We start from the raw sequence: 21,001 nt of genomic DNA, 5'->3' as shown, positions 1-21,001 counted from the left end.
CCGGCCGGGGGCCGCTGTCCGCGGCCCCCGGCCCGGGGTCAGCGGCCCAGGGCGCGGTCCTTGAGGGCCGGGAACTGCTCGCGGGTCTCCGCCACCTTCGCCGGGTCGAGCTCCACGGTCAGGACGCTCTCGCCCGGGCCCGCCTCCGCGAGGACCTCGCCCCACGGGTCGACCACCAGGCTGTGCCCGGACTGCTCGACGCCCGCGTGGGTGCCGGCCGTCGCGCAGGCCAGGACGTACGCCTGGTCCTCCACCGCCCGGGCCCGGTTCAGCAGGGTCCAGTGCTCGCGCCGCCGGGCCGGCCAGCCCGCCGAGACGACCATCGTGGTGGCGCCCGCGTCGACCAGGCCCCGGAACAGCTCGGGGAAGCGCAGGTCGTAGCAGGTGGCCAGGCCCAGGGTCTGCTCCGGCAGGGCCACCGTCGTCAGGGAGTCCCCGGCGGACATCAGCACCGCCTCGCCCTGGTCGAAGCCGAAGCGGTGGATCTTGCGGTAGGTCGCGGCGAGCTCGCCCGACGGGGACAGCACGAGCGCGGTGTTGTAGAGGGAGCCGTCGCCCGCGCGCTCCACGACCGAGCCGGCGTGCAGCCAGACCCCGGCGTCGCGGGCGGCCTTGGACATGGCCTCGTACGTCGGCCCGTCCAGCGGCTCGGCCTCGGTCTCGAACAGCTCGTAGGCGAAGGCGCCCACCGTCCACAGTTCGGGCAGCACGACGAGGTCGGAGTCGCCCTGTTCCCGTACGAGTTCGGCGGCCCGGGACCGCCGGGAGGCGACCGACTCTCCGTCGGTCACCGCGATTTGGATCAGCGAGGCGCGCACAGTACCACCGTCCTGGCATGTCAGCCGGTCAAGTCAAGGCCTACGATCGTCACACGAAAGCGCTGTCGGGGTGCTCATCGGCAGCGTAGTTTTGGGAATAGTCCACAACGCGCCACTGAACAGCCAGCGAGGGGTCCCGTTGACCGTCCATCCCAGTCTTGAGCCGTACGTCGACGCGTGGACGCACTCGATCGAGGCGATAACCGAGCTGGTCCTCCCCCTGACGGAGGGCCAGTGGAACCAGCCGACGCCGTGCCCGGGCTGGTCCGTGCGCGACGTCGTCTCGCACATCATCGGCCTGGAGCTGGAACAGCTCGGCGACCCGCGGCCGATCCACACGCTGCCGCGCGACCTGCGGCACGTGGTGGACGAGTTCACCCGCTACATGGAGGTTCCGGTGGACGTCCGCCGGCACCACACCGCCCTGGAGATGACCTCCGAGCTCGAATACACCGTCATCCGCCGCCAGCGCCAGCTGCGCAACGACAAGCGGGATCCGGCCACGACGCTGGTGCGCGGGCCGCAGGGCGACCAGATCCCCCTGGAACTCTCGATGCGGCTCCGGGCGTTCGACGTGTGGATCCACGAGCAGGACCTGCGGACGGCGCTGGGCGTGCCGGGCAACTGGGACGCGCCCGGGGCGCATGTGGCGCGGGACCTCCTGCTGTCCGGGCTGCCGAAGGTGGTGGCGAAGGGCGCGGGCGCGCCGCCGAACACGGCGGTGGTGCTCGACGTGCACGGCGAGCTGGAGTTCCTGCGGACGGTCCGGGTGGACGCGACGGGCCGGGCCACCCTGGACCCGACGCCCTCGCTGGGCCCGGCGGTGTCGCTGTCGCTGGACTGGGAGACGTACGTCCGCCTCGCCGCGGGCCGGGTGCGGCCGCGGACGGTCGCGGACCGGGTGAAGGTGGACGGCGACCGCGAGCTGGCGGACGCGATCCTGGCGAACTTCGCCGTCACGCCGTAGGGGCGGGGGCGGCGGGCGCGGCGGGGCCGGCGGGAGCGCTCACCGGGAGCGGGCGCTCCTGTTCGCGTTCCCGTTCCCGCTCGCGTTCCCGTTCCCGTTCCCGCTCGCGCCCGAGGGCCTTCGGGCGGAGGCGGAGGATCTGGCTGAGGCCGAGCAGTTCCACGACGAACACCGACGCGAAGGCGATCCGGTAATCGTCCCCGGTGGCGTCCAGCAGGACCCCCACCGCCAGCAGGGTGGTCATCGAGGCGAGGAAGCCGCCCATGTTGGTGATCCCGGACGCGGTGCCCTGCCGTTCGGCGGGGTTGGCCGGGCGGGCGAAGTCGAAGCCGATCATCGAGGCCGGCCCGCAGGTGCCCAGGACCACGCACAGGGTGCCCAGCAGCCACATCGGGGCGTGCGCCCCCGGGTAGAGCAGCACGGAGGCCCACAGCAGCGCGGTGACGCCGACCGTGCCCAGGGCCAGCGGCAGTCGCGCGGCCGGGCGGCGGCCGATGAGCTGCCCGTAGACCAGGCCCCAGCCCATGTTGGCGGCGACGATCAGGGTGAGCAGCCCGGCGGCGGTCGTGCGGTCCAGGCCCTGCGCCTCGACCAGGAACGGCATGCCCCACAGCAGCAGGAACACCATGGCCGGGAACTGCGTCGTGAAGTGCACCCACAGCCCCAGGCGGGTTCCGGGCTCCCGCCAGGAGTCGCGTATCTGGCGGCGTACGAACCCGCCGCCGCCCGAGGGCGCGGGCGGCAGGGCGTGCCCCTCGGGGTGGTCGCGCAGGAACAGCGTGAGCGGGACCAGGACGACCAGACCCGCCACCGCGCTGCCCGCGAAGGCCGGCACCCAGCCGGCGCCGTGCAGCACGGGCGCCAGGACGAGCGTGGAGACGAGGTTGCCCGCCATCCCGACCAGCCCGGCCAGCTGCGCCATGAGCGGCCCGCGCCGGGCGGGGAACCAGCGGGTGCCGAGCCGCAGCACGGAGATGAAGGTCATCGCGTCCCCGCAGCCCAGCAGGGCGCGGGCGGCCAGCGCCATCGCGTAGGTCGGCGAGAGCGCGAAGCCGATCTGCCCGGCGGTGAACAGGACGGCGCCCAACGTCAGCACCTTCTTGGTGCCGAGCCGGTCCACCATCAGCCCGACCGGGACCTGCATGCCCGCGTAGACCAGGAGCTGGAGGAGGGAGAACGTCGACAGGGCCGAGGCGTTGACGTGGAAGCGGTCGGCGGCCTCCAGTCCGGCCACGCCCAGGCTGGTACGGAAGATCACGGCGACGAAGTAGACGGCGACGCCGATCGACCAGACGGCCGCGGCCCGCCGCCCGCCGGGCGGGTCCTGGACGGCCGCCGGGCCGGCCGGGGTGCTCATCGGTCCGCCCCCCGCACCAGCGCCTCGACCCGCCCGATGTGCCCGCGCACGGCGGCCGCGGCGGCCTCCCGGTCGCCGGCGCGCAGCGCGTCCAGGATCTCGGCGTGCTCCGCGAGGGTGCGCTCCACCCGTTCGGGGTGCGCGTGCAGCAGGGCCACGCCCATGCGCAGCTGGCGGTCGCGGAGCTGGTCGTAGAGGCGGGAGAGGATCTGGTTGCCGGCGTTGCGGACGATCTCGGCGTGGAAGCAGCGGTCGGCGGCCATCATCTCGGCGAGGTCGCCCGCGGCCGCGTGCCGCCGCAGCTCCGCCAGCAGGGCCGTGAGCCGCTCCAGCAGTGCGGGCGGCGCCGGGACGGCCCTGCGTACGGTGAACTCCTCCACCAGCAGCCGGGTTTCCACCACGTCGGCGATCTCCTGCGCGGAGACCGGCAGCACCAGGGCGCCCTTCTTCGGGTACAGCTTCAGGAGCCCCTCGGTCTCCAGCCGCAGCAGCGCCTCGCGCACGGGGGTCCGGGAGACCCCGACGGCCAGGGCGAGCTCGCCCTCGGTGAGGAGCACCCCGCCCTCGTAACGGCGGTCGAGCACGCCCTGCTTGACGTGCCGGTAGACGCGTTCGGCGGCGGTGGGGGCCTGAGTGGCGGGCGGCGTGGCGGCGGATGGCATGCGCACAGGATAGATACATGAGGGATACATGCGCCCTCCCCGTCCGCGATGTGGACCGCGCGCTCCCGCCGCTCCGCCGAAGGATGTAGCGCGGCTTCCTCCACCGGCAGGACGTACCGGGCCCGGCCCGCCGCGAGGCTGGGGAGATGGCCCACACCACCCTCGCCGCCCCCGGGGTGACCGCGACCCGGCTCCCGCTCCTCGACGTCCTGCGCGGCGCCGCCATCCTCGGCACGCTCATGACCAACGTCTGGATCTTCGCCTCCCGCGGCTCCGAATGGAGCGTGCTCCGGGGGAGCATGCAGCTGCCCGACCCGCTCGCCGACCCGTCCGCCGCGACCGTCGCCGAAGCCGTCTTCCGCTTCCTCGCCGACGGGAAGTTCCTCTCCCTCCTGACCGTCCTGTTCGGGGTGGGCCTGGCCATCCAGTACGACTCCGCCGCCCGTCGGGGCGAGCGCTGGCCCGGCCGCTACCCGCGGCGAGCCGCGTTCCTCTTCCTGGAGGGGACCCTCCACTTCGTCCTCCTCTTCGCCTGGGACGTGCTGATGGGATACGCCGTCACCGCCCTGCTCGTCGCCTGGCTGCTGGCCCGCTCCGAGCGGGTGCGGCGGGTGGTGATGTGGGGCGCGGGCGGGCTGCACCTGAGCCTGATCGGCCTGGTGACGCTGGGCGAGGTGCTCACCCCGGACTCCGCGCCCGAGGGCCCCGACCCGCGGGCCGTCCGGCTGTACGCGCACGGCGGCTGGGCCGAGCAGATCGGCTTCCGGCTCGACCACGCCCTCGCGCTGCGCATCGAGCCCGTCTTCTCCTTCGGGCTGCTCGTCTTCCTCTTCCTCCTCGGTGTCCGCCTCCACCGCGCCGGCGCCTTCGCCCCGACCGACGCCGGGCGCCGGATCCGGGTCCGGATGGCCGCCTGGGGGCTCGGCCTCGGCCTGCCGCTGGGCGCCGCCGCCGCGCTCGGCGGCCACGACTTCTTCGTCCTCGGCCGCTACGGCATCGCCCCGCTGATCGCCCTCGGGTACGCCGGGCTGATCGGCTGGGCCCTGGACCGCGGCGCCGTCCCCGGGGCCCGCGCGCTCGGCTCCGTCGGCCGCACCGCCCTGTCCTGCTACGTCGGCCAGAACCTGCTGTGCGTGCTGCTCTGCTACGGGATCGGCCTCGGGCTCGCCGACCGGTTCGCCGGGTCCGGCCCCTGGTGGGTGATGGGCCTGTGGGCGGCGGTGAGCCTGACCCTGGTCGCCGCGTCGGGGCTGTGGCTGCGCCGCTTCGAGCGGGGCCCGCTGGAGGCCGTGCAGCACTGGGCGCTCAGGCCCCGCCGGTGACCACCTCCACGTCCAACACGAACTCGTCGAACGGGGCCTCCTCGGGGTAGGGCGGCCGGACCTGCGCGAACCGGATCCGGGCCCGCCCGCCCGGGCTCCGGCCGAGGACCTCGTACCTCCGCTCCACCGCCTCCCCGGGCAGGGCCCGCGCCGCCCGCCCGGCCCCGGTCTCCCGCACCGAGACGGCGTCGGCGTTCCCGGAGACCTGCCAGGTCCACACGTACCCGCGTGCCCCGCGGCCGGCCAGCCGCAGCTCGTACGACTCCCCGGCGCCGAGGACGATCCTGCGCACCTCCACCCGTGGGACCTCCTGGTTCACGCCGGGCCGATGACGGCCCCCTCGTGCCATCCCGCGCCGTCGCGCCAGTAGTGCTGGAGCAGGCGGTCGGTGCGCAGGACGACGACTTCCAGGTTGAACCCGAAGCTGCCCTGGAGCATCCCGGTCACGGCCAGCACGTCGTGCCCGAACACGGCCCCGCGCGCCCACGGCGCCCCGGCGGCGTTGCCCCGCCACCAGTGCTCGACTCGCCCGCCGGCGACGGCCACGCACAGTTCGTAGTTCCCGGCCGTGTCCTCGTCCGCCGCCCCGTACTGGCCCTCGATCAGGCAGGGCGCGGAGGTCGCCCCGCTGCCGAAGACCTCCCCCGGCTTCCAGGCGAAGCCGTTCGGGTCGTCGCGCCACCACAGCTGCATCCGGCCGTCGGTACGGGCGGCGACCAGGTCGAGGGTGCGGGCGCGGGTCTGGACGAGGGCGGGGCCGTAGTGGGCGATGCCGGAGCCGAAGCGGCCGCCGTCGGTCCAGGTCCAGGGGGCGCCGTTGATCCGCCACCAGTGGTTGAGGCGCCCGTCGGCGGTGCGGACGACCACCTCGAAGTTGCCCGGTTTGCCGTAGTCGCTCTGGATGAACGCGGGGGTCGAGCCGATGGCCGCGTCGCCCGGGCCGAAGGCCCCGCCGTCGCGCCAGACGCCGACGGCCTGCTCGTAGTACCAGTGGCGGAGCCGGCCGCCCGTGGTGACGTGCAGGGTCTCCATGTTCCGGTTGTAGGTGGTGCCGGTGAAGGCGGGCTGGCCCGAGGCGTCACTGGCGAAGGTCTCGGCGCGGGACCAGGCGTAGGGGGCGTCGCCCTCGCGCCACCAGTGCCGCAGATGGCCGCCCCCGGCGGTCGCGGCCATCTCGAAGTTGCGGTGGGCGCGGCCGTTGCCGCTCTCGTAGACGCTGCCCGCGTGCAGGCGGCGCTTGCTCCAGGGGTCGATGTCGGTGCCGCGCAGGCCGCACTTGGCCCAGTAGTCGATGTTGACCTCGCCGTAGGCGATCCGGCCGTAGCCGCCGACGTGGTAGCCGGTGCCCCAGGAGTTCTTGAACAGCCAGCAGCCGGCCGCGTCGTCGTAGCCGACGACCAGCACGCAGTGGCCGCCGGCCAGGTGGTCGCTGGTGCGGTGGTAGACCCCGGCGCCGAGCGCGAAGAAGTCGTCGTACACGTCGAAGCAGGCGGTCAGCGGCCCGACCGTGTCCAGCCAGACCTTCTGCTGCTCGACGTCGCCGAGGCGCACGTGGTCGCCGATCCGCACGGTCCGCCCCGAACGGTCCCAGCTGGGCGTGTACTCGGCCCGCCAGGCGTCGCGCCGCTCGGCGGGCAGGCCGGGCGGCGGGGTGCTGTACGGCCAGCAGTCCGGGTCGGCGAGGCCGCCGCTGTCCCTGACCCAGGCCAGGGCGGTCTCGGGGTCCCCGCTCTGCCCGCAGCCGCACTTGAGCCCGTCGTGGACGTCGCCCTCGGAGCGCACCGCCCACACGTCGTGCTCGATCCGGGCCATCGACTCGACCAGCCCGGCCGCCCCGAACGCCCAGCAGGAGCCGCACGGGTTCTGGTCCTTGACCTTCGTCAGCCACGGCCACCCCCACCGGCTCCGCCAGTCCACGGCCACCGGCCGCCCGGGCCCCGGAGCCGTCCCCGGCAGCAGCCCGTGCGCGGCCCTGCGCCGCGTCAGGTCCGGGTTGCCGCTCTCCCTCCCCACGAGCGCCCGCAGGTCGACCGTCCCCGCCTCGGCGGCGGGCGTCAGGTTCGGCCCCGGATCCAGACCGAGCGCCGGCCTCGGTACGGGGTCCCCGTCGGCGAGGTGCTCGCCGACCGACCACCGCGCCCCCAGCGCCACGAGCCGCGCCCGCAGCTCCCCCACCGTCCGGACGACAGACTCCTGCGGCATCACGGCCCCCCAGCCACTCGTGTGTGAGCCCGGGGAGCGTCTCCCCGGCGCCGGACCCCGTCAAGGGGGGCCGCGCGGTCGCGCGGACGCACGGGGGTCGTACGGTTCCGGCATGGACGCACGGCGCACGGAGCGGCAGCTCGCGATGATCGGGGAGGTCCGCGCCCTCGGCCCCGCGGTCTGGCTGCGGGGCGGCTGGGCGATGGACTTCTGGCTGGGCGAGGTCACGCGGGAGCACGAGGACGTCGACTGGTTCGCGGGGGCCGAGGACGCGGAGCGGCTGCGGGACCTCCTCGTGGCCCGCGGGTACGAGGTCCTGGGCGCGGACGACCAGCAGCTGGACGTCGTGCGCGACGGCGAGGAGCACGCCTTCGCGTTCGTCACCCGGCGCCGGTCGGACGGCCGGGTCCTGGTCGCGGGCGGCCCGTGGGCGGGGACGCCCTGGCCGGAGGGGCTCCTGGACGGGGTGGAGCCGGGGCGCCTCGGCGGACTGGAGTGCCCGGTGGTGTCACCGGAGGCGCAGATCGAGATCAAGCGGATGATGCCGGTGTGGGTGCCGGAGCGCCCGCGCCGCGAGAAGGACGCGGTGGACGCGGCCCGGCTGGAGGCGGCCCTGACGGCCCTGCACGCCACGGACGACACCCTGGTCCACGAGGGGGGCGCCTTCCTCAACTTCCGTTTGTACGGCCCGGGGGAGGACTGGTACCACGGCTTCCGCTGGCTGCACACCAAGCACTTCCGCCTCCCGGCCGCCCCGCTCCCGGACGAGGACCTCCTGGCCGCCCTCATCTCCCACGAACAGTTCCGGGACGACTATGCGGGCGGCGGCGTCCTGCCGCTGGGCCGCCGGCACGGCTCGTTCTGGCGCCGCCTGATCACCCCGGCCGCGTACACCCCGGCCTCCGCCACCGACGCGGCACGCCTCCTGCGCACCTGGGCGGACCAGTACGGCCCGGTCCCGGCCGCCCTGGAGGCGGACCTCGGCCGCGAGGCGTTCACCCGCCTGACCTCTGCGACCACGATCCACCACCTGACGGGGGTCGGGGAGGACGACTTCCACGACTGGGGCGGCGTACACGGCGAGTTCCACGAACTGGTCACCATCGACCGCACCACCGGCCACCTCACGCTCCTGGTCGCAGCCGACGACTGAACTGAACGGGCGGGTAGGGGACCGGCTCCGCGCAGCGGCACCACCGCCACCCCCACCCACCCGCACCCGCACCGCACCCGCACCGACGCCCCCACCCCGTCCCTACGAGGACATGGCCTGGCCCCCGATCCCCGCCGCCCCCGCCAGCTGCCCGGCCCACCACCCCGCCACCTCGTCGGGACTCATCCGCCCCCACACCGGCGTCTCCTCCACCTGCGCCCGCCCCAGCCGCCGTGCCAGCGCGACCAGTTCCCGCCCGGCCCCGCCCCGCGCCGCCTGGTAGCGGGCGACGAGCCCCTCCCAGGACCCCGCCCCCGCCCACGCCGCACCGAACGCGGTGGCGTCCTGGAGGGCCTTCGCCGCCCCGCTCGTGTTGTGCGGCCGCACCACGCTCGCGGCGTCCCCGGCCAGCAGCAGCCGCCCCGCCGCCGCGGGCTCCGTCACCAGGTCGTAGATGGGCTGCACGAACGTGTCCGCCGGCGGCGTCAGCGCCAGCGCCCGCCCCCAGTACTCCGGGAACTCCCGCTCCAGCAACGCCCGCAGGTGCCCCGCGAGTTCCTCCCCCAGCGCCCCCGGCGGGAAGCTCGTCGGATCGTCGAACCGCAGCCCCGCGCCCTGCGGCGGCGCCGCGTACAGCACCCAGTTGACCCGCAGCCCCTGCGGCCCGGGGATCCGGTAGATCACACAACTCCCGCCCGGGAAGCAGACGGTGGTCACCGCCTCGGGGTACGACTCCGCCCCCGCCGGCCCCTCCAGCAGCGCGGCGTCGAAGTTCCCCCGCCAGCACACGTACCCCGCGTAGTGCGGCGCCGCCCCCGGGCTCACCGCCTCCCGCACCACCGACCGGTACCCGTCGGCCCCGACGACCAGGTCGAACCGCCCGCCGCCCCCGTCCCCGAAGCGCACGCGCACCCCGTCCCCGTCCCCCTCGACCGCCCCGACGGCCACCCCCTGCCGGTAGTCCACCGCCCCCGGGACCGCCTCCCGCAGCCCCCGCCACAGCAGCCCCCAGTGGTACGAGTGGAAGGGGAACGGCTGCTCCCAGATGAGCCGGCCCCCGGGCCCCGCCGCGACGTCCCGCACCACCCACCGCCGCCGCTCCAGCCGGTGCGCGGGGATCCCGGGCGGCAGCGCCCCGGCGGCGACCAGTTCCGCGGCCCGGTCGTCGTGGACGCACAGCCCGACCCCGCGGTCCGCGAGCCGCCCGCGCGTCCGCTCCAGTACGACCACCTCCGCGGCCCCCGCCCGCACCGCCGCCGAGGCGAACGCACACCCGGCGATGCTCCCGCCGACCACCGCGACACTCCCACCGCGCACAACGCCCTCCACCCGCCGCCGAGTTGTCCGACCGGCCAGCCTACTGACGCACACGCCCCGCACCGGTGCGACGCAACGGATCCGGCCACCGCGCCCCCGGCTCCGGCCGGGGCGCCGACCCGCCGGGGCGCGCGTAGCGTGGAGAGGGGCGAGGAGATGAGGACCATGACCGGACAGGTGTTGAGCGAGGTCAGCGGAGTCGTCGCCGCCGAACACGAGGCCGCGCTCGTCGCGGCCTACCGGGAGCTCGTGACCCACCCGCTCCCCGACGGGCTGCTCCGGACGGAGCTGCTGGGCGGCCAGAACGGCCACTGGCGCATCCAGAGCCTCTGGCGGGACCGGGCCGCCCTGGACGCCGTACGCTCCGCCCCGGGCGGCGCCCCGGCCCCGCGCCTCCTGCGCGACGCGGGCGCCGAGCCCGCCCTGGCGGTCTTCGAGGTCAAGGTCCACCTCACGGTGCAGACGGGCCCCACCTGAGGGTCCGGGGGCCGCCCCCTAGGCTCGGGACATGAGTGAACCCGCGGACGATCCCGAAACCGAACCCGAAGCCGGAACCGGCGCCGGAAACGCAGACGAGGACGCGGACGCGGACGAGGCGCTCGCGGAGCTCTGCGCCGCCCTGGCCCCCGCCCACCGGCGCCACACGGCCGTACTGGCCCTCTGGCGGCTGCGGGCACCCCTGCTGATGCTCGGCCTCGACGACACCTGGGGCATCCACCGCACGGCCGTGGAGCACGCCTTCGACGCCCTGCTCCTCAGCCCCGGCGCGGCGGCCCGGACGGACGGGGCGGCCGGCCTGGCCCCGCTCCTCACGGACCCCCCGGAAGGCGAGCCGGAGGACACCCTCGCCGAGTTCCAGCTGGAGGTCCTGGCCGAACTGTCGCAGTGGCCGCCCGACGCGGACCCGGACGCGGAGCACACCGAGCGGACCCTCCGCCTGGCCCGGGACCTCTCCCGCCACCTCGACCGCCTCGTCGAGGACTCCCTGTGGGACCACCCGGCCCACCGCGCCCACGCCCACCACCTCTCGACCCTGCCCGCTGGCTCCCCCACCGGCTACCACCACGCCCGCGGCCTCGTCGTGGAAGCCGCCTGCCACGACCTCGTGACCGCGCTCCCTCCCGGCCCGGACCCCCTCCCCGCCACGGCCGCCGGGCGACAGGCGCTCGCCCTCTGCGAGGCGTTCGCCGCCGAGCTCACCGCGACCCTGGCCTGGCTGAAAACCCAGGGGCGCTGACGCCGCCCCGGCCCTAAGGTGCTCACCGCACCGAGCCGAGGGAGATCATGCAGACCACCGTCCAGCCGCCGCAGACCACCACCGCCGCACCCTGGCGGATCCCGGCCTTCCGGCGCTTCACCTCGGCCAACCTCATATCCGCCGCCGGGTCCGCCATGGCCCCCCTGGCCCTGGCCTACTCCGTCATCGAGCAGGGCGGCGGCGCCGGCTCCCTCGGCCTGGTCCTCGCCACCAACACCCTCCCCACGATCGTGTTCCTCGTCGTGGGCGGTGTCTTCGCCGACCGGCTCTCCCGCAGCCGGATCCTCTTCCTCGGCAACCTCCTCGCCGCCGCCGCGCAGGGCGCGCTCGCCGTGACCGTGGCCACGGGGCATGCGACGACGCTCTCCATAGCCGCCTGCGGCCTGGTCTCGGGCACCGCCGCCTCGTTCATCGTTCCGGCCATGCAGGGCGCGGTCGCGCAGATAGTCCCCGCCGCGCACCTCCAGCAGGCCAACGCACTGCTCAGGCTCCCCACCAACACGGTCAAGGTGCTGGGTCCGGTCGTCGGCGGTCTCGTCGTCGCCGCGAGCGACGCGGCATGGGCCCTGGCCTGGGACGCCCTCACCTTCGCCGTCGCCGCCGTCCTGCTCCTCACGCTCCGCCTGGAGACCCCGCCCGCCCCGCGCACGGGTGTCCTGGCCGACCTGCGGGCGGGCTGGGACGGCTTCCGGTCCCGTACCTGGCTGTGGACGTACACGGCCGCCGGCGCGGTCCTCGTCGCCGCCTGGCTGGCGGGCTTCCAGCTCCTCGGGCCCCTGGTCGCCGCCCGGGAGTACGCGGGGGCGCGCGACTGGGGCCTGGTCCAGGCGGCGTTCTCCGCGGGTCTGCTGGCCGGCACCCTGGTCTGCCTGCGCTGGAAGCCGTACCGCCTCCTCACGGTCGCGGTCGCCACCTCCGGCGCCCTCGCCCTCCCCCTGGCCGCCCTGGCCGCGGCCCTCCCGCTGCCCGTCGTCCTGGCGGCGGCCCTGCTGGCGGGGGTCGGCCTCGACGTGGCGATCGTCGCCTGGAGCACCGCGTTCCAGCAGCACGTCCCGCAGGCGGAACAGGGCCGCATGAGCGCCTTCAACGGCATCGGCGAACGCCTGGCCATCCCCCTGGGCTACCTCGTCACGGCCCTGGCGGCCCACCTCTGGACCCCCCGCACGGCCCTCCTGGCCTGCGCAGCCCTGATCACCGCCGCAGCCGCCCTCAACCTCTGCGTCCGGGACGTCCACCGCATCAACCGCCGCGCCTAGCCCGGCGGATCTGTCCGGCGGTGGCGCCCCGGCCGGGCGATGCCGTGCTGGACAAGGACAGCGCCGACTCCTTCCTCGACACCGGGCTCGACGCGCTGCTCCACGAGGGGGCGGTGCGTCGGGTGATCGTCACCGGCTTCGCCACCGAGTACTGCGTCGACTCCACCAGCCGCGCCGCGCTTTCCCGTGGCTATGACCTCGTGGTGGTCGCCGACGGACACACCACGCCAGAGCGTCCGCCCGGTGCCGCGCCGACGGCCGCCCAGGTCATCGCCCACCACAACGCGACCTTCTCCGCCATCCAGTACGCCCGGCGTTCCATCACCGTGACACCGGCGGCCGAGATCCGCTTCACCGCCGCGGCCACGGGCTCGGTAGACGAGACGAGGCGGGCGGCCGGGGCCCGTCCACGGGGGCTGGGCGGGGCCCCGTATAGGGTCCCCGTGTGGACGAGTGGACGGCGCCGAGCGTGATCGAGCGCGAGCTGTACGGGGCGAAGGCGCGCGGGGACTGGAACGGGTACATGGACGCCCTCGCCCGGGCCGAGCTGTTCCTCCCCCAGTCCCGGGCGCAGATCGACGCCGACCCCGCCGCGGCCCGCTTCCACCGGGCCCCCGACAACACCCTCGCCGTCTTCACCCGCGGCATGCTCCCCGCCCCCGACGACCACACCGTGTACCTGCGCCAGAGCCTCGCCTGGTTCGCCAACGCCTGGGACCAGCGGGACCCCGCCCATCTGGCCGTGAACCCCGGCAGCCCCGTCGAGGCCTACCTCACCACCACCCCCGCCGACCTCGCCCGCTGGCGCGCCCACTGGGACGCCGCCCCGTCCTGGGGCCTGGCCCCCGGCGCGGTGCACGCCCTGCACACCGGGGGCCCGCTGCACGGCCCGGTGGCCCGGGGCCTGGCCGTCGGGGCGCACCTGGCGGTGGCCAACGGCGAGTTCTGGAACGCCCTCGCCTACCACGGCAACGGCTACACCCGTGAGCGCGAGCGCCTGCGCACCTCGTGGGAGATCGGCGACCCCGCGGGCTGGCTGAGCGTGCTCCAGCGGATGCTGAACGCCGACGTGGTGAGCCCCGTCTGGGAGTTCGCCCTCCGCGTGCGCCGCGTCCTCGCCTCCGACTTCGCCGGTCCGGTCGACGTCGAGCACTGGCGCCACGCCGCCGAGGTCAGCCTGCGCCGCAGCGCCGAGCAGGCGGCCCAGCCCCGCCTCACCCCCGACGGGGTGACCGTGGCCGAGCCGCGGCCCTCCGCCGAGGTCGAGGGCGAGATCGCCGGGGTCCGGCGCCTCATCGGCCGGATCACCCGCTACGAGCAGCGCTTCCGCGCCGACGGGCTGCTCCCGGCCGACGGCTGGGTGCGCTCGGTCGAGGGGTGGGACTACGGGCGGGCCTCGCAGATGGCCCGCTGGGGCGTCGCCTGCCGCTACGGCTCCCTCCAGGACGCCGAGCGGGCCGTGCTCCGCGCGGGCGAGAAGGCCCGGGGCGCGTACCGGTCGTGGGCGGACTTCTCCGCCGGGTACGCGCTCGCGCGCTGCCTGCACTTCGACGAGGAGGAGTTCGGCAGCTGGTACGACTCCTCCCTCGCCACCCACCTGACGCTGACCACCGACCCGGCCAGCCCCTTCCTCAACATCCCCTGGGAATGACCGACTTCGGGTAGTGCCGCGTCGTTCGGGCGTTGTCCGGGTGGCGCTTCCCGGGTGCAACTAGCCTCGTGCCCATGACTATTGCCCTGAACGACGCCGTGCGACAGCTGCTCGACTCCCCGCACCCCGCCGTACTCTCGACCCTCAACCCCGACGGCAGCCCGCAGAGTTCCGTGGTCTGGGTGATGCGCGACGGGGACGACCTGCTGGTCTCCACCGAGCGCGGCCGCCGCAAGGAGCGGAACCTCGTCCGGGACGGCCGGGTCGGCCTGACCGTGTTCGACCTGACGAACCCCTACCTGTACGCCGAGATCCGCGGCACCGCCACGATCAGCGAGGACACCGACCGGGCCGTCGCCGTCCGGATCGCCGAGCAGTACCTGGGGCCGGGCGCCGGCAAGGAGTACGGGGACGCCGCCGACGGGGCCGTACGGGTGGTCGTGCGGATCACCCCGTCCAAGGTGCTCGGCAACGCGGCCAAGGGCTGAGCCGGGCCGTACCGCCTTACGGCAGGCGGGCGGTTCGCGGGCGAGCCGTGGGGGCGGCACGGGCAGGGGCGGAAAATAGCTGATATCCCGTCATGTGCCGCCCGACCGCCGCCCACCGAGAGGGGCCCGGCCCATGCCGCACACACCGACGACGATCCGACGACGCCTGCGCAGAATCCTCACCGCGTCCCTGGGGGCCCTCCTCGCCTTCGCCGCCGCCACCGCCCCGGCCCACGCCGGGACGGTGCGCGTGGGGGACATCACGGAGTTCCCGCTGACCACCCCCGACAGCTTCCCCGCCGACATCACGGCGGGCCCGGACCGGGCCGTGTGGGTGACCGAGTCCGGGGCGAACCGGATCGCGCGCGTCACGCACGACGGCGCCGTCACCGAATACCCGGTGCCGACCCCCGACAGCCTCCCCAGCGGCATCACCCAGGGGCCCGGCCGCGCCCTGTGGTTCACCGAGGGGCTCGCCTCCAAGATCGGCAGGATCACGGCGAAGGGCCGGATCACCGAGTTCCCGCTGCCGGGCCCGGACCGCTTCCCCCTGGACATCGCGGTCGGCGGCGACCACGCCCTGTGGTTCACCGAGGCGGGGACGAACGCGATCGGCCGGATGACCTCCGACGGCAAGGTGACCGAGTACCCCGTCCCCACGCCGGGCGGCTTCCCGTACTACATCGCCGCCGCACCCGACGGCTCCCTGTGGTTCACCGAGCAGAGCGCCGGCAGGATCGGCCGGATCACCCCGTCCGGGCGGATCACCGAATTCCCGCTGGCGAGCGACTCCTCGTTCCCCGCCGGCATCGCGGCCGGACCCGGCGGGATGTGGTTCACCGCCGACGATCCGAACGCGGTGGGGCGCATCACCCCCCGGGGTGAGATCACCCTCTTCCCGATGCCCGGCTCCGACAGCCTGGTCTACGACATCACCCGCGGCCCGGACGGGCGCATGTGGTTCACCGACCAGGCCGGGCGCATCGGCCGGATCAGCCGCGACGGTGCGATCACCCGGTACGACCTCCCCGGCCCGGCGGCGGCGGACAAGGTCGCCTTCAGGATCACCACGGGCCCCGACCGGAACGTCTGGTTCACGGAGCTGGTGGCCGGCGCGGTCGGCCGGGTCGAGGCCCTCCCGCGCCGGGGCGGCGGCCACACGACGCTCCCGGCCCCGGTGACCCTGCCCGCTCCCACCCGGCACGCGGCCCCCACCGCCGGGCGCCCCCTCCGCCTGGCCCCGGCCGTGGAGCGGCTCCTCCGGCAGAAGGGCCTGCGGTAGCTCCCCGCCCTACCCCCGCCGCCGTCCCGGCAGCCGCAGGGCCGGGACCAGGGAGAGGGCGAGGAGGACCGCCGCGACCGCGTACGCGGTGCGGAAGCCGGCCGGGGTGGTGCCCGCCGCGCCCAGGACCACCGAGGTCAGGGCGGTACCGACCGAGGCGCACAGCTGGGAGTTGATGCTGAGGGCCGTGCTCGCCGCCGCCATGCGGGCGGCGGGCAGGTCCCGGCCGGCGGTGGTCATGGTCGGCATCAGCACCATCCCGGCGCCGACGCCCATCAGCATCAGCGAGCCCACGACCTGCCACCCCGCCACCCCCTCGGCGCCGGTCCGCACCCCCGTGAGCAGCATGCCGAGGGCCGCCACCGCCACCCCGGCGGGGATCAGCCGGCGCGGGGCGACCCGGTCCACGCGCCGGGACGCGATCTGCATGGTCGTCCCGACCACGAGCCCGACCGGCGCCACCAGCAGCCCCGCCGCGCTCGCGCTCAGCCCGCGCACCTGCTGCCAGTACACCGGGGCCAGCAGCATGGAGCCGAAGTAGCCGCAGGTGAACGGCGCGAGCGTGCCGATGGCGGCGGCGAAGGTGCGGTCGCGCAGCAGCCGCAGGTCGAGCAGGGGCTCCGGCACCCGCAATGCGCGCCGGACGAAAGCCGCGACGAGGACGGCCCCGCCCAGCAGGGGGAGCAGCACCCCGGGGGAGCTGAACGCGCCGCTCCCACCGCCCCGGGACAGCCCGTACAGCAGCAGTGCGAGGCCCGGGGAGAGGCTCAGCAGGCCGGGGAGGTCGAGCCGCGGCGAAGCCGCCGCGCCCGGGGGGGAATCCGGGCGCAGCAGCTTCGCCGCGAGTACCAGGGCGACCGCTCCGACGGGCAGGTTGACCAGGAAGATCCACTGCCAGGAGGCGGTGTCGATCAGCCAGCCGCCCAGCACCGGCCCGGCCACCGGGCCGACCAGTACGGGCAGTCCCAGCAGGGCCATGGCGCGTCCGAGCCGGTCGCGGTCGGCGGCCCGCATCACCATCGTCATGCCGACCGGCATGAGCAGTCCGCCGCCGAGCCCCTGGACGGCGCGGAAGGCGATCAGGCTGCCGGCGTTCCACGCGCAGGCCGCGAGCAGGGAGCCGAGGGTGAACAGGGACAGGGCCGTCAGGTAGGTGCGCTTGGCCCCGATCCGGCCCATAGCCCAGGCGGCCGCCGGGATGACGGCCGCCAGCGCCAGGGTGTAGGCGGTGGCGGTCCACTGGATGGTCTCCAGCGGGGACCCGAAGGATGCGGAGAGCCGGTCCAGGGCCACGTTGACGATCGTCATGTCGAGGACGGACATGACGGCGCCGGTGATCACGACGGTGAGGATGCGCCCGAGCTGCCCGGGCGCGGCCCCTAACGCCGCGGGGGAGTCCTCGGCGGTGGGTGTGGTCGGCATCGTGCGGCGTCCCCTCCCTCGGAAAACCAGACCGGGCGGTTTGTTTTCAAAAACAGACCACGTGGTTCGTTTTTCTGACCAGACCAGACGGTTGGTTTCCACGCCCTTCCGGTAAAGTACAACGACCGTTGTAATATGCACAACGGCCGTTGTGGAAGGTCACTCGAGAGCCAGTGGAGGCGTGATGGACGGGCAGGTCCCGGGCCGCGTACCGGAGGGGACGGCGGACGCGTCGCTCCCGCCCCGGAAGCTGGCCAAGCGGATGGCCCTCGCGCGCGCGGCCTGCGCGCTCTTCGGCCGCGAGGGGTACGCCCGCGCCTCCGTCGACGCCCTCGCCGCGGCGGCGGGCGTCTCGACGCGGACGCTCTACAACCACTTCCCCGGCGGCAAGTCGGAACTCTTCCGGGCCGTCGTCACCTGGAGCTCGGGCGAGGTCCGCGACGCGCACGTGGCCGTCGTCCGCACCCTGCTGGACCCCGCGCGCCCGCCGCACCCGGACGACCTGGAACGGGACCTGGCCGCCCTCGCCCGGGCGCTGATCGACGTGATGGTGGACCACCCCGACCACTTCGCCCTCGTGCGCCACATCCACGCCGAGGCCGACCACGTACCGCCCGAGGTGCTCGCGGCCTGGAAGGACGCGGGCCCCGGCCCGGTCGCCGACGCCCTCGCCGGCGCCTTCACGGCCCTGGCGGAAGCCGGCCTGCTCGACCTGCACGGCGACGCGGAGCTGGCGGCTGCCCACTTCACGGCGCTGACCACCACCTCCGTCGCCCAGCTCTCCCACTACGGGGTGCTGCCCCTGTCGGCGGCGCAGACCGACCGGCTCGTCCGGGGCGGCGCCGCCGCCTTCCTGCGCGCCTACCGGGCGGGCCGGGGGGCCGTCACAGCCGCTTGAGGTTCCGGTCGAGGACCTCGCGCACCCGGTCGACGTCGGCCGGGTCCTGGGCGCCCCGCTTGGGCAGCGCGAAGAAGATGCCGGTCTGCTTCGTCGTGAGCACGAAGAGGGTGTCCGTCTCGAAGTACCGGGGGAAGACCCGCCATTCGATGCTGCTGCTCAGCTCCCCGCCGGTGGTGGTCAGGCCGTCCTCGGTGACCGTGGTCCGGCAGGTCCCGTAGTCCTCCATGCCCTCGTACTGCTCGCGCGCCTTGCGGGCGCCGACGCGGGGGACGATCACGCACAGCGACAGGCTCACGGCGATCAGCACGAAGGCCGTCGCGTTCGCCGAGAAGCCCCGCAACCAGGAGATCAGGCTCCCCAGTCCGACGCCCACGACCGGCCCGGTCGCGAGGCTGCCCCGGCCGGGCCAGGTCGCGAAGTTGAACCGCCAGAACGCCGTCCGGTAGTCCTCCGGCGTCGGGTCGTACACGAACTCGATGGTGGTGGTGCCGGTGCCGCCGCTGGTGTCCCCGCCTGTCTGCATGGCAGCGGAGCGTATCCCAGCCACGATGGCCGGAAAAGACCTCAGGGGAGTTCTCTACACACCCGTGACCAGGCGTCCAAGGCCACGGCCAGCGGGTCCCCGGCCGCCAGGTACGGCCGGGCCGCGCCCGCCCACCGCAGCAGGTTCCTGATCAGCCGCAGGTGCACGATCCCCTCCCGGGGCAGCGCCCGCCAGTCGCCGGCCCGCGCGGCCGCCTCCGCCGGGGTGAGGTCGACCAGCGCGAGCGCCTCCCGGCACACGGCGGCCGGGTCTCCGCCCGGCCCGGGCCCGAACTCCCGCAGCAGGTAGGCCCGTACGAAAGCCAGCTCGATCCCCCGCACCAGGTCGGACGCCCCCTCCGCCGCCGCGCAGCGGTACGCCGCCGCCAGGGCCACCCGGCCCCAGCGCAGCCGCACCCCGTCCGGCAGCCGCTCGTCCCGCATCCCCCCGACGGCCAGGGAGCGCAGGGTCCGCGGCAGGGGTTCGTCCGCGAGCGGGGGAACGGCGGCCAGCCAGGCCTCCAGTTCCGCGAGGCCGTGCCCGTCGGGCGGTACGGAGGTCAGCACCTGGCCCCGGCTGAGCAGCGCGACCACCGCCCCGGCGAGGCGGACCCGGGCGGTGTGGCCGGCCACGAAGGAGCCGACCGTGCGCCCGTACCGCTCTATGTCCCGCAGCCAGACCCGCGACTCCCCCGCCGCGTACACCTGTCCGGACCGGGCCGTGCCGCCGACGCACCGGACGAGGCAGACCCCGCCGCTGCCGTCGGCCTCCTCCACGGAATACACCTGCAACTCGGCGATGGGCATGGCCGGGAGGCTACCGCCCCGGCCGCCGGGCGGGGCCGGCTTCCCCCCACCGGCCCGCGAACGCCCGACGGCCGGGCGCCCTCCCTGCGGAGGGGCCCGGCCGTCGGCGGGTGTCGGCCGTCCGGGCGGCTACGCCCAGGTGACCAGCCGGCGCGGGTGCTCCAGGACCGCCGCGATGTCCGCGAGGAACTTGGAGCCCAGCTCGCCGTCGATCAGGCGGTGGTCGAACGACAGGGCCAGGGTGGTGACCTGACGCGGCTTCACCTTGCCCTTGTGGACCCACGGCTGGAGCTTGATCGCGCCGACCGCGAGGATCGCGGACTCGCCGGGGTTGATGATGGGCGTACCGGTGTCGACGCCGAAGACGCCGACGTTGGTGATGGTGAAGGTGCCGTTCTGCATGTCGGCCGGGGAGGTCTTGCCCTCACGGGCGGTGCCCACCAGGTCCGACAGCGAGGTCGACAGCTCGGCCAGGGTCTTGGCCTGGGCGTCCTTGATGTTCGGGACGATCAGGCCGCGCGGGGTGGCCGCCGCGATGCCCAGGTTGACGTAGTGCTTGAGCACGATCTCCTGGGCCGCCTCGTCCCAGGACGCGTTGACGTCCGGGTTGCGGCGGATGGCGACGAGGACCGCCTTGGCGATCAGGAGCAGCGGGTTGATCCGCAGACCGGCGAGGTCCGGGTCCTCCTTGAGCTCCTGGACCAGCTTCATCGTGCGCGTCACGTCGAGGGTGATGAACTCGGTGACGTGCGGCGCGGTGAAGGCGGAGCCGACCATGGCCTGGGCGGTGACCTTGCGGACGCCCTTGACCGGGATACGGGTCTCCCGCGCGCCCGGCGCCGCCACGGCCGCGGCCGTCTCGGCGGGAGCCGCCACGGGGGCCTGGACCGGCGCGGGGGCCGCCGCCGGGGCCGGGACCTGGACGGGGGCCTGCGGGGCGAGCGCGGCCGCGGCGGCGGCGTGCACGTCCTCGCGGGTCACGACACCGCCGTCACCGGTGGGGACCACCGAGGCCAGGTCGATGCCGAGGTCCTTGGCGAGCTTGCGCACGGGCGGCTTGGCGAGCGGCCGCTCGGCGGTGGCGACGCCGTTGCCATTGGCGTACGCGGTGCCGTTCGTGCCGTTCGGCCCCGCCGGAGCGGGCACGACCGGAGCGGGGGCCGCGGGCGCCACGGGCGCGGCTGCGGCGGGGGTGCCCGCCACCGCCTTGCGCGGGCGGCGCTTCGTGGAGGACTGGGAGACCCCGTAGCCCACCAGCACGGGCTGACGGCCCTCGGGCGCGGGTTCCTCGGCGGCCTCGGCGGCCTCCGAGCCCGTCGGGGCGACGGCCGCGGCCGGGGTCGCGGTCGCCGGGGCGCCGGAGGCCCCCGTCTCGACGGAGATGATCACCTGGCCGACGTCGACCGTCACGCCCTCCTCGAAGAGCAGCGCGTGTACCACTCCGTCGAAGGGGATCGGCAGCTCGACGGCCGCCTTCGCCGTCTCCACCTCGCAGACGACCTGCCCGTCGGTGACCGTGTCACCCGGCTGGACGTACCACTTGAGGATCTCGGCCTCGGTCAGGCCCTCGCCCACGTCGGGCATCTTGAATTCGCGGATCGTCATGGGGCGGCTCT

The 21,001-nt window shown here is 75.0% G+C and carries 21 protein-coding genes; 11 read left to right on the top strand and 10 right to left on the bottom strand.

Annotation, left to right across the window (positions count from 1 at the left end; all coding sequences use genetic code 11):
- Nucleotides 1–38: 38 nt before the first annotated feature.
- A complete protein-coding gene (locus tag ACFY0O_RS04705) occupies nucleotides 39–818 on the bottom strand; it encodes a carbon-nitrogen family hydrolase (RefSeq protein ID WP_358891401.1) in 780 nt (259 codons plus the stop codon).
- Nucleotides 819–957: 139 nt separating this feature from the next.
- Here ACFY0O_RS04705 and ACFY0O_RS04700 point away from each other — a divergent pair, with 139 nt between their 5' ends.
- Complete coding sequence (locus tag ACFY0O_RS04700; RefSeq protein WP_388942782.1) at nucleotides 958–1,785, top strand: maleylpyruvate isomerase family mycothiol-dependent enzyme; 828 nt, start codon at nucleotides 958–960, stop codon at nucleotides 1,783–1,785.
- On the opposite strand, the gene ACFY0O_RS04695 is transcribed toward ACFY0O_RS04700, so the two are convergent.
- Nucleotides 1,775–3,142, bottom strand: coding sequence for a nitrate/nitrite transporter (locus ACFY0O_RS04695; RefSeq protein WP_388942780.1), 1,368 nt, complete (start codon nucleotides 3,140–3,142; stop codon nucleotides 1,775–1,777). The two genes, ACFY0O_RS04700 and ACFY0O_RS04695, sit on opposite strands and share 11 nt — an antisense overlap.
- Nucleotides 3,139–3,804 carry a GntR family transcriptional regulator gene (locus ACFY0O_RS04690; protein WP_358891404.1) on the bottom strand — a complete coding sequence of 222 codons (666 nt, stop codon included), beginning with the start codon at nucleotides 3,802–3,804 and terminating at the stop codon, nucleotides 3,139–3,141. Before ACFY0O_RS04690 ends, ACFY0O_RS04695 begins: the two co-directional genes overlap by 4 nt.
- Nucleotides 3,805–3,950: 146 nt before the next feature.
- Here ACFY0O_RS04690 and ACFY0O_RS04685 point away from each other — a divergent pair, with 146 nt between their 5' ends.
- The gene (locus ACFY0O_RS04685; protein ID WP_388942777.1) at nucleotides 3,951–5,126 is read left to right on the top strand and encodes a DUF418 domain-containing protein; all 1,176 of its coding nucleotides are present in this window, start codon (nucleotides 3,951–3,953) and stop codon (nucleotides 5,124–5,126) included.
- Here ACFY0O_RS04685 and ACFY0O_RS04680 read toward each other — a convergent pair.
- Both ACFY0O_RS04680 and ACFY0O_RS04675 read right to left on the bottom strand, forming a co-directional pair.
- On the bottom strand, nucleotides 5,110–5,445 hold the full coding sequence (locus ACFY0O_RS04680) for a protease inhibitor I42 family protein (RefSeq protein ID WP_388942774.1): 336 nt from the start codon (nucleotides 5,443–5,445) through the stop codon (nucleotides 5,110–5,112). The genes ACFY0O_RS04685 and ACFY0O_RS04680 overlap by 17 nt on opposite strands.
- The gene (locus ACFY0O_RS04675) at nucleotides 5,442–7,328 is read right to left on the bottom strand and encodes a C1 family peptidase (RefSeq protein ID WP_388942771.1); all 1,887 of its coding nucleotides are present in this window, start codon (nucleotides 7,326–7,328) and stop codon (nucleotides 5,442–5,444) included. The genes ACFY0O_RS04680 and ACFY0O_RS04675 overlap by 4 nt, the downstream gene beginning before the upstream one ends.
- 112 nt (nucleotides 7,329–7,440) lie before the next feature.
- On the opposite strand from ACFY0O_RS04675, the gene ACFY0O_RS04670 reads away from it, so the two are divergent.
- Nucleotides 7,441–8,481 carry a nucleotidyltransferase domain-containing protein gene (locus ACFY0O_RS04670; protein ID WP_388942768.1) on the top strand — a complete coding sequence of 347 codons (1,041 nt, stop codon included), beginning with the start codon at nucleotides 7,441–7,443 and terminating at the stop codon, nucleotides 8,479–8,481.
- 102 nt (nucleotides 8,482–8,583) lie between these two features.
- Here the strand turns inward: ACFY0O_RS04670 and ACFY0O_RS04665 are convergent, their stop codons facing one another.
- Nucleotides 8,584–9,798, bottom strand: a complete 1,215-nt coding sequence (locus ACFY0O_RS04665; RefSeq protein ID WP_388942765.1) for an FAD-dependent monooxygenase — start codon at nucleotides 9,796–9,798, stop codon at nucleotides 8,584–8,586.
- A gap of 165 nt (nucleotides 9,799–9,963) precedes the next feature.
- Between ACFY0O_RS04665 and ACFY0O_RS04660 the strand changes: the two genes are divergently transcribed.
- From ACFY0O_RS04660 to ACFY0O_RS04630, 7 genes are all read left to right on the top strand, one after another.
- Entirely contained in the window at nucleotides 9,964–10,275 is a 312-nt protein-coding gene (locus ACFY0O_RS04660) for an antibiotic biosynthesis monooxygenase (protein WP_388942763.1), read from the top strand.
- A 31-nt stretch (nucleotides 10,276–10,306) separates the two neighbouring features.
- Nucleotides 10,307–11,035 (top strand): hypothetical protein, encoded by a 729-nt coding sequence (locus tag ACFY0O_RS04655; RefSeq protein WP_388942761.1) that lies wholly within the window; start codon nucleotides 10,307–10,309, stop codon nucleotides 11,033–11,035.
- 47 nt (nucleotides 11,036–11,082) lie between these two features.
- Complete coding sequence (locus ACFY0O_RS04650; protein ID WP_388942759.1) at nucleotides 11,083–12,312, top strand: MFS transporter; 1,230 nt, start codon at nucleotides 11,083–11,085, stop codon at nucleotides 12,310–12,312.
- Nucleotides 12,207–12,785 (top strand): isochorismatase family protein, encoded by a 579-nt coding sequence (locus ACFY0O_RS04645; RefSeq protein ID WP_388943442.1) that lies wholly within the window; start codon nucleotides 12,207–12,209, stop codon nucleotides 12,783–12,785. Before ACFY0O_RS04650 ends, ACFY0O_RS04645 begins: the two co-directional genes overlap by 106 nt.
- On the top strand, nucleotides 12,758–13,963 hold the full coding sequence (locus tag ACFY0O_RS04640; RefSeq protein ID WP_388942756.1) for a DUF1266 domain-containing protein: 1,206 nt from the start codon (nucleotides 12,758–12,760) through the stop codon (nucleotides 13,961–13,963). The genes ACFY0O_RS04645 and ACFY0O_RS04640 overlap by 28 nt, the downstream gene beginning before the upstream one ends.
- Before the next feature lie 74 nt (nucleotides 13,964–14,037).
- On the top strand, nucleotides 14,038–14,451 hold the full coding sequence (locus tag ACFY0O_RS04635) for a PPOX class F420-dependent oxidoreductase (RefSeq protein WP_388942754.1): 414 nt from the start codon (nucleotides 14,038–14,040) through the stop codon (nucleotides 14,449–14,451).
- 133 nt (nucleotides 14,452–14,584) lie between these two features.
- On the top strand, nucleotides 14,585–15,733 hold the full coding sequence (locus tag ACFY0O_RS04630) for a hypothetical protein (protein ID WP_388942751.1): 1,149 nt from the start codon (nucleotides 14,585–14,587) through the stop codon (nucleotides 15,731–15,733).
- A gap of 9 nt (nucleotides 15,734–15,742) precedes the next feature.
- Here ACFY0O_RS04630 and ACFY0O_RS04625 read toward each other — a convergent pair whose 3' ends face one another.
- Nucleotides 15,743–17,155 (bottom strand): DHA2 family efflux MFS transporter permease subunit, encoded by a 1,413-nt coding sequence (locus tag ACFY0O_RS04625; RefSeq protein WP_388942748.1) that lies wholly within the window; start codon nucleotides 17,153–17,155, stop codon nucleotides 15,743–15,745.
- A 184-nt stretch (nucleotides 17,156–17,339) separates the two neighbouring features.
- Here ACFY0O_RS04625 and ACFY0O_RS04620 point away from each other — a divergent pair, with 184 nt between their 5' ends.
- Complete coding sequence (locus ACFY0O_RS04620) at nucleotides 17,340–18,053, top strand: TetR/AcrR family transcriptional regulator (RefSeq protein ID WP_388942746.1); 714 nt, start codon at nucleotides 17,340–17,342, stop codon at nucleotides 18,051–18,053.
- On the opposite strand, the gene ACFY0O_RS04615 is transcribed toward ACFY0O_RS04620, so the two are convergent.
- The 3 genes from ACFY0O_RS04615 to ACFY0O_RS04605 form a co-directional block, all read right to left on the bottom strand.
- Nucleotides 18,040–18,579, bottom strand: coding sequence for a YcxB family protein (locus ACFY0O_RS04615; RefSeq protein ID WP_388942743.1), 540 nt, complete (start codon nucleotides 18,577–18,579; stop codon nucleotides 18,040–18,042). The genes ACFY0O_RS04620 and ACFY0O_RS04615 overlap by 14 nt on opposite strands.
- A 41-nt stretch (nucleotides 18,580–18,620) precedes the next feature.
- Entirely contained in the window at nucleotides 18,621–19,385 is a 765-nt protein-coding gene (locus tag ACFY0O_RS04610) for a hypothetical protein (RefSeq protein ID WP_388942740.1), read from the bottom strand.
- 129 nt (nucleotides 19,386–19,514) lie between these two features.
- Entirely contained in the window at nucleotides 19,515–20,990 is a 1,476-nt protein-coding gene (locus ACFY0O_RS04605; protein ID WP_388942737.1) for a dihydrolipoamide acetyltransferase family protein, read from the bottom strand.
- Nucleotides 20,991–21,001: the final 11 nt, after the last annotated feature.

Source organism: Streptomyces sp. NPDC001594 (assembly GCF_042893675.1).
In the GTDB taxonomy this organism is placed as follows: Bacteria; Actinomycetota; Actinomycetes; order Streptomycetales; family Streptomycetaceae; genus Streptomyces.
Note: the sequence above shows the minus strand (reverse complement) of the source record. Positions and strands in the feature narration are given on the sequence as shown.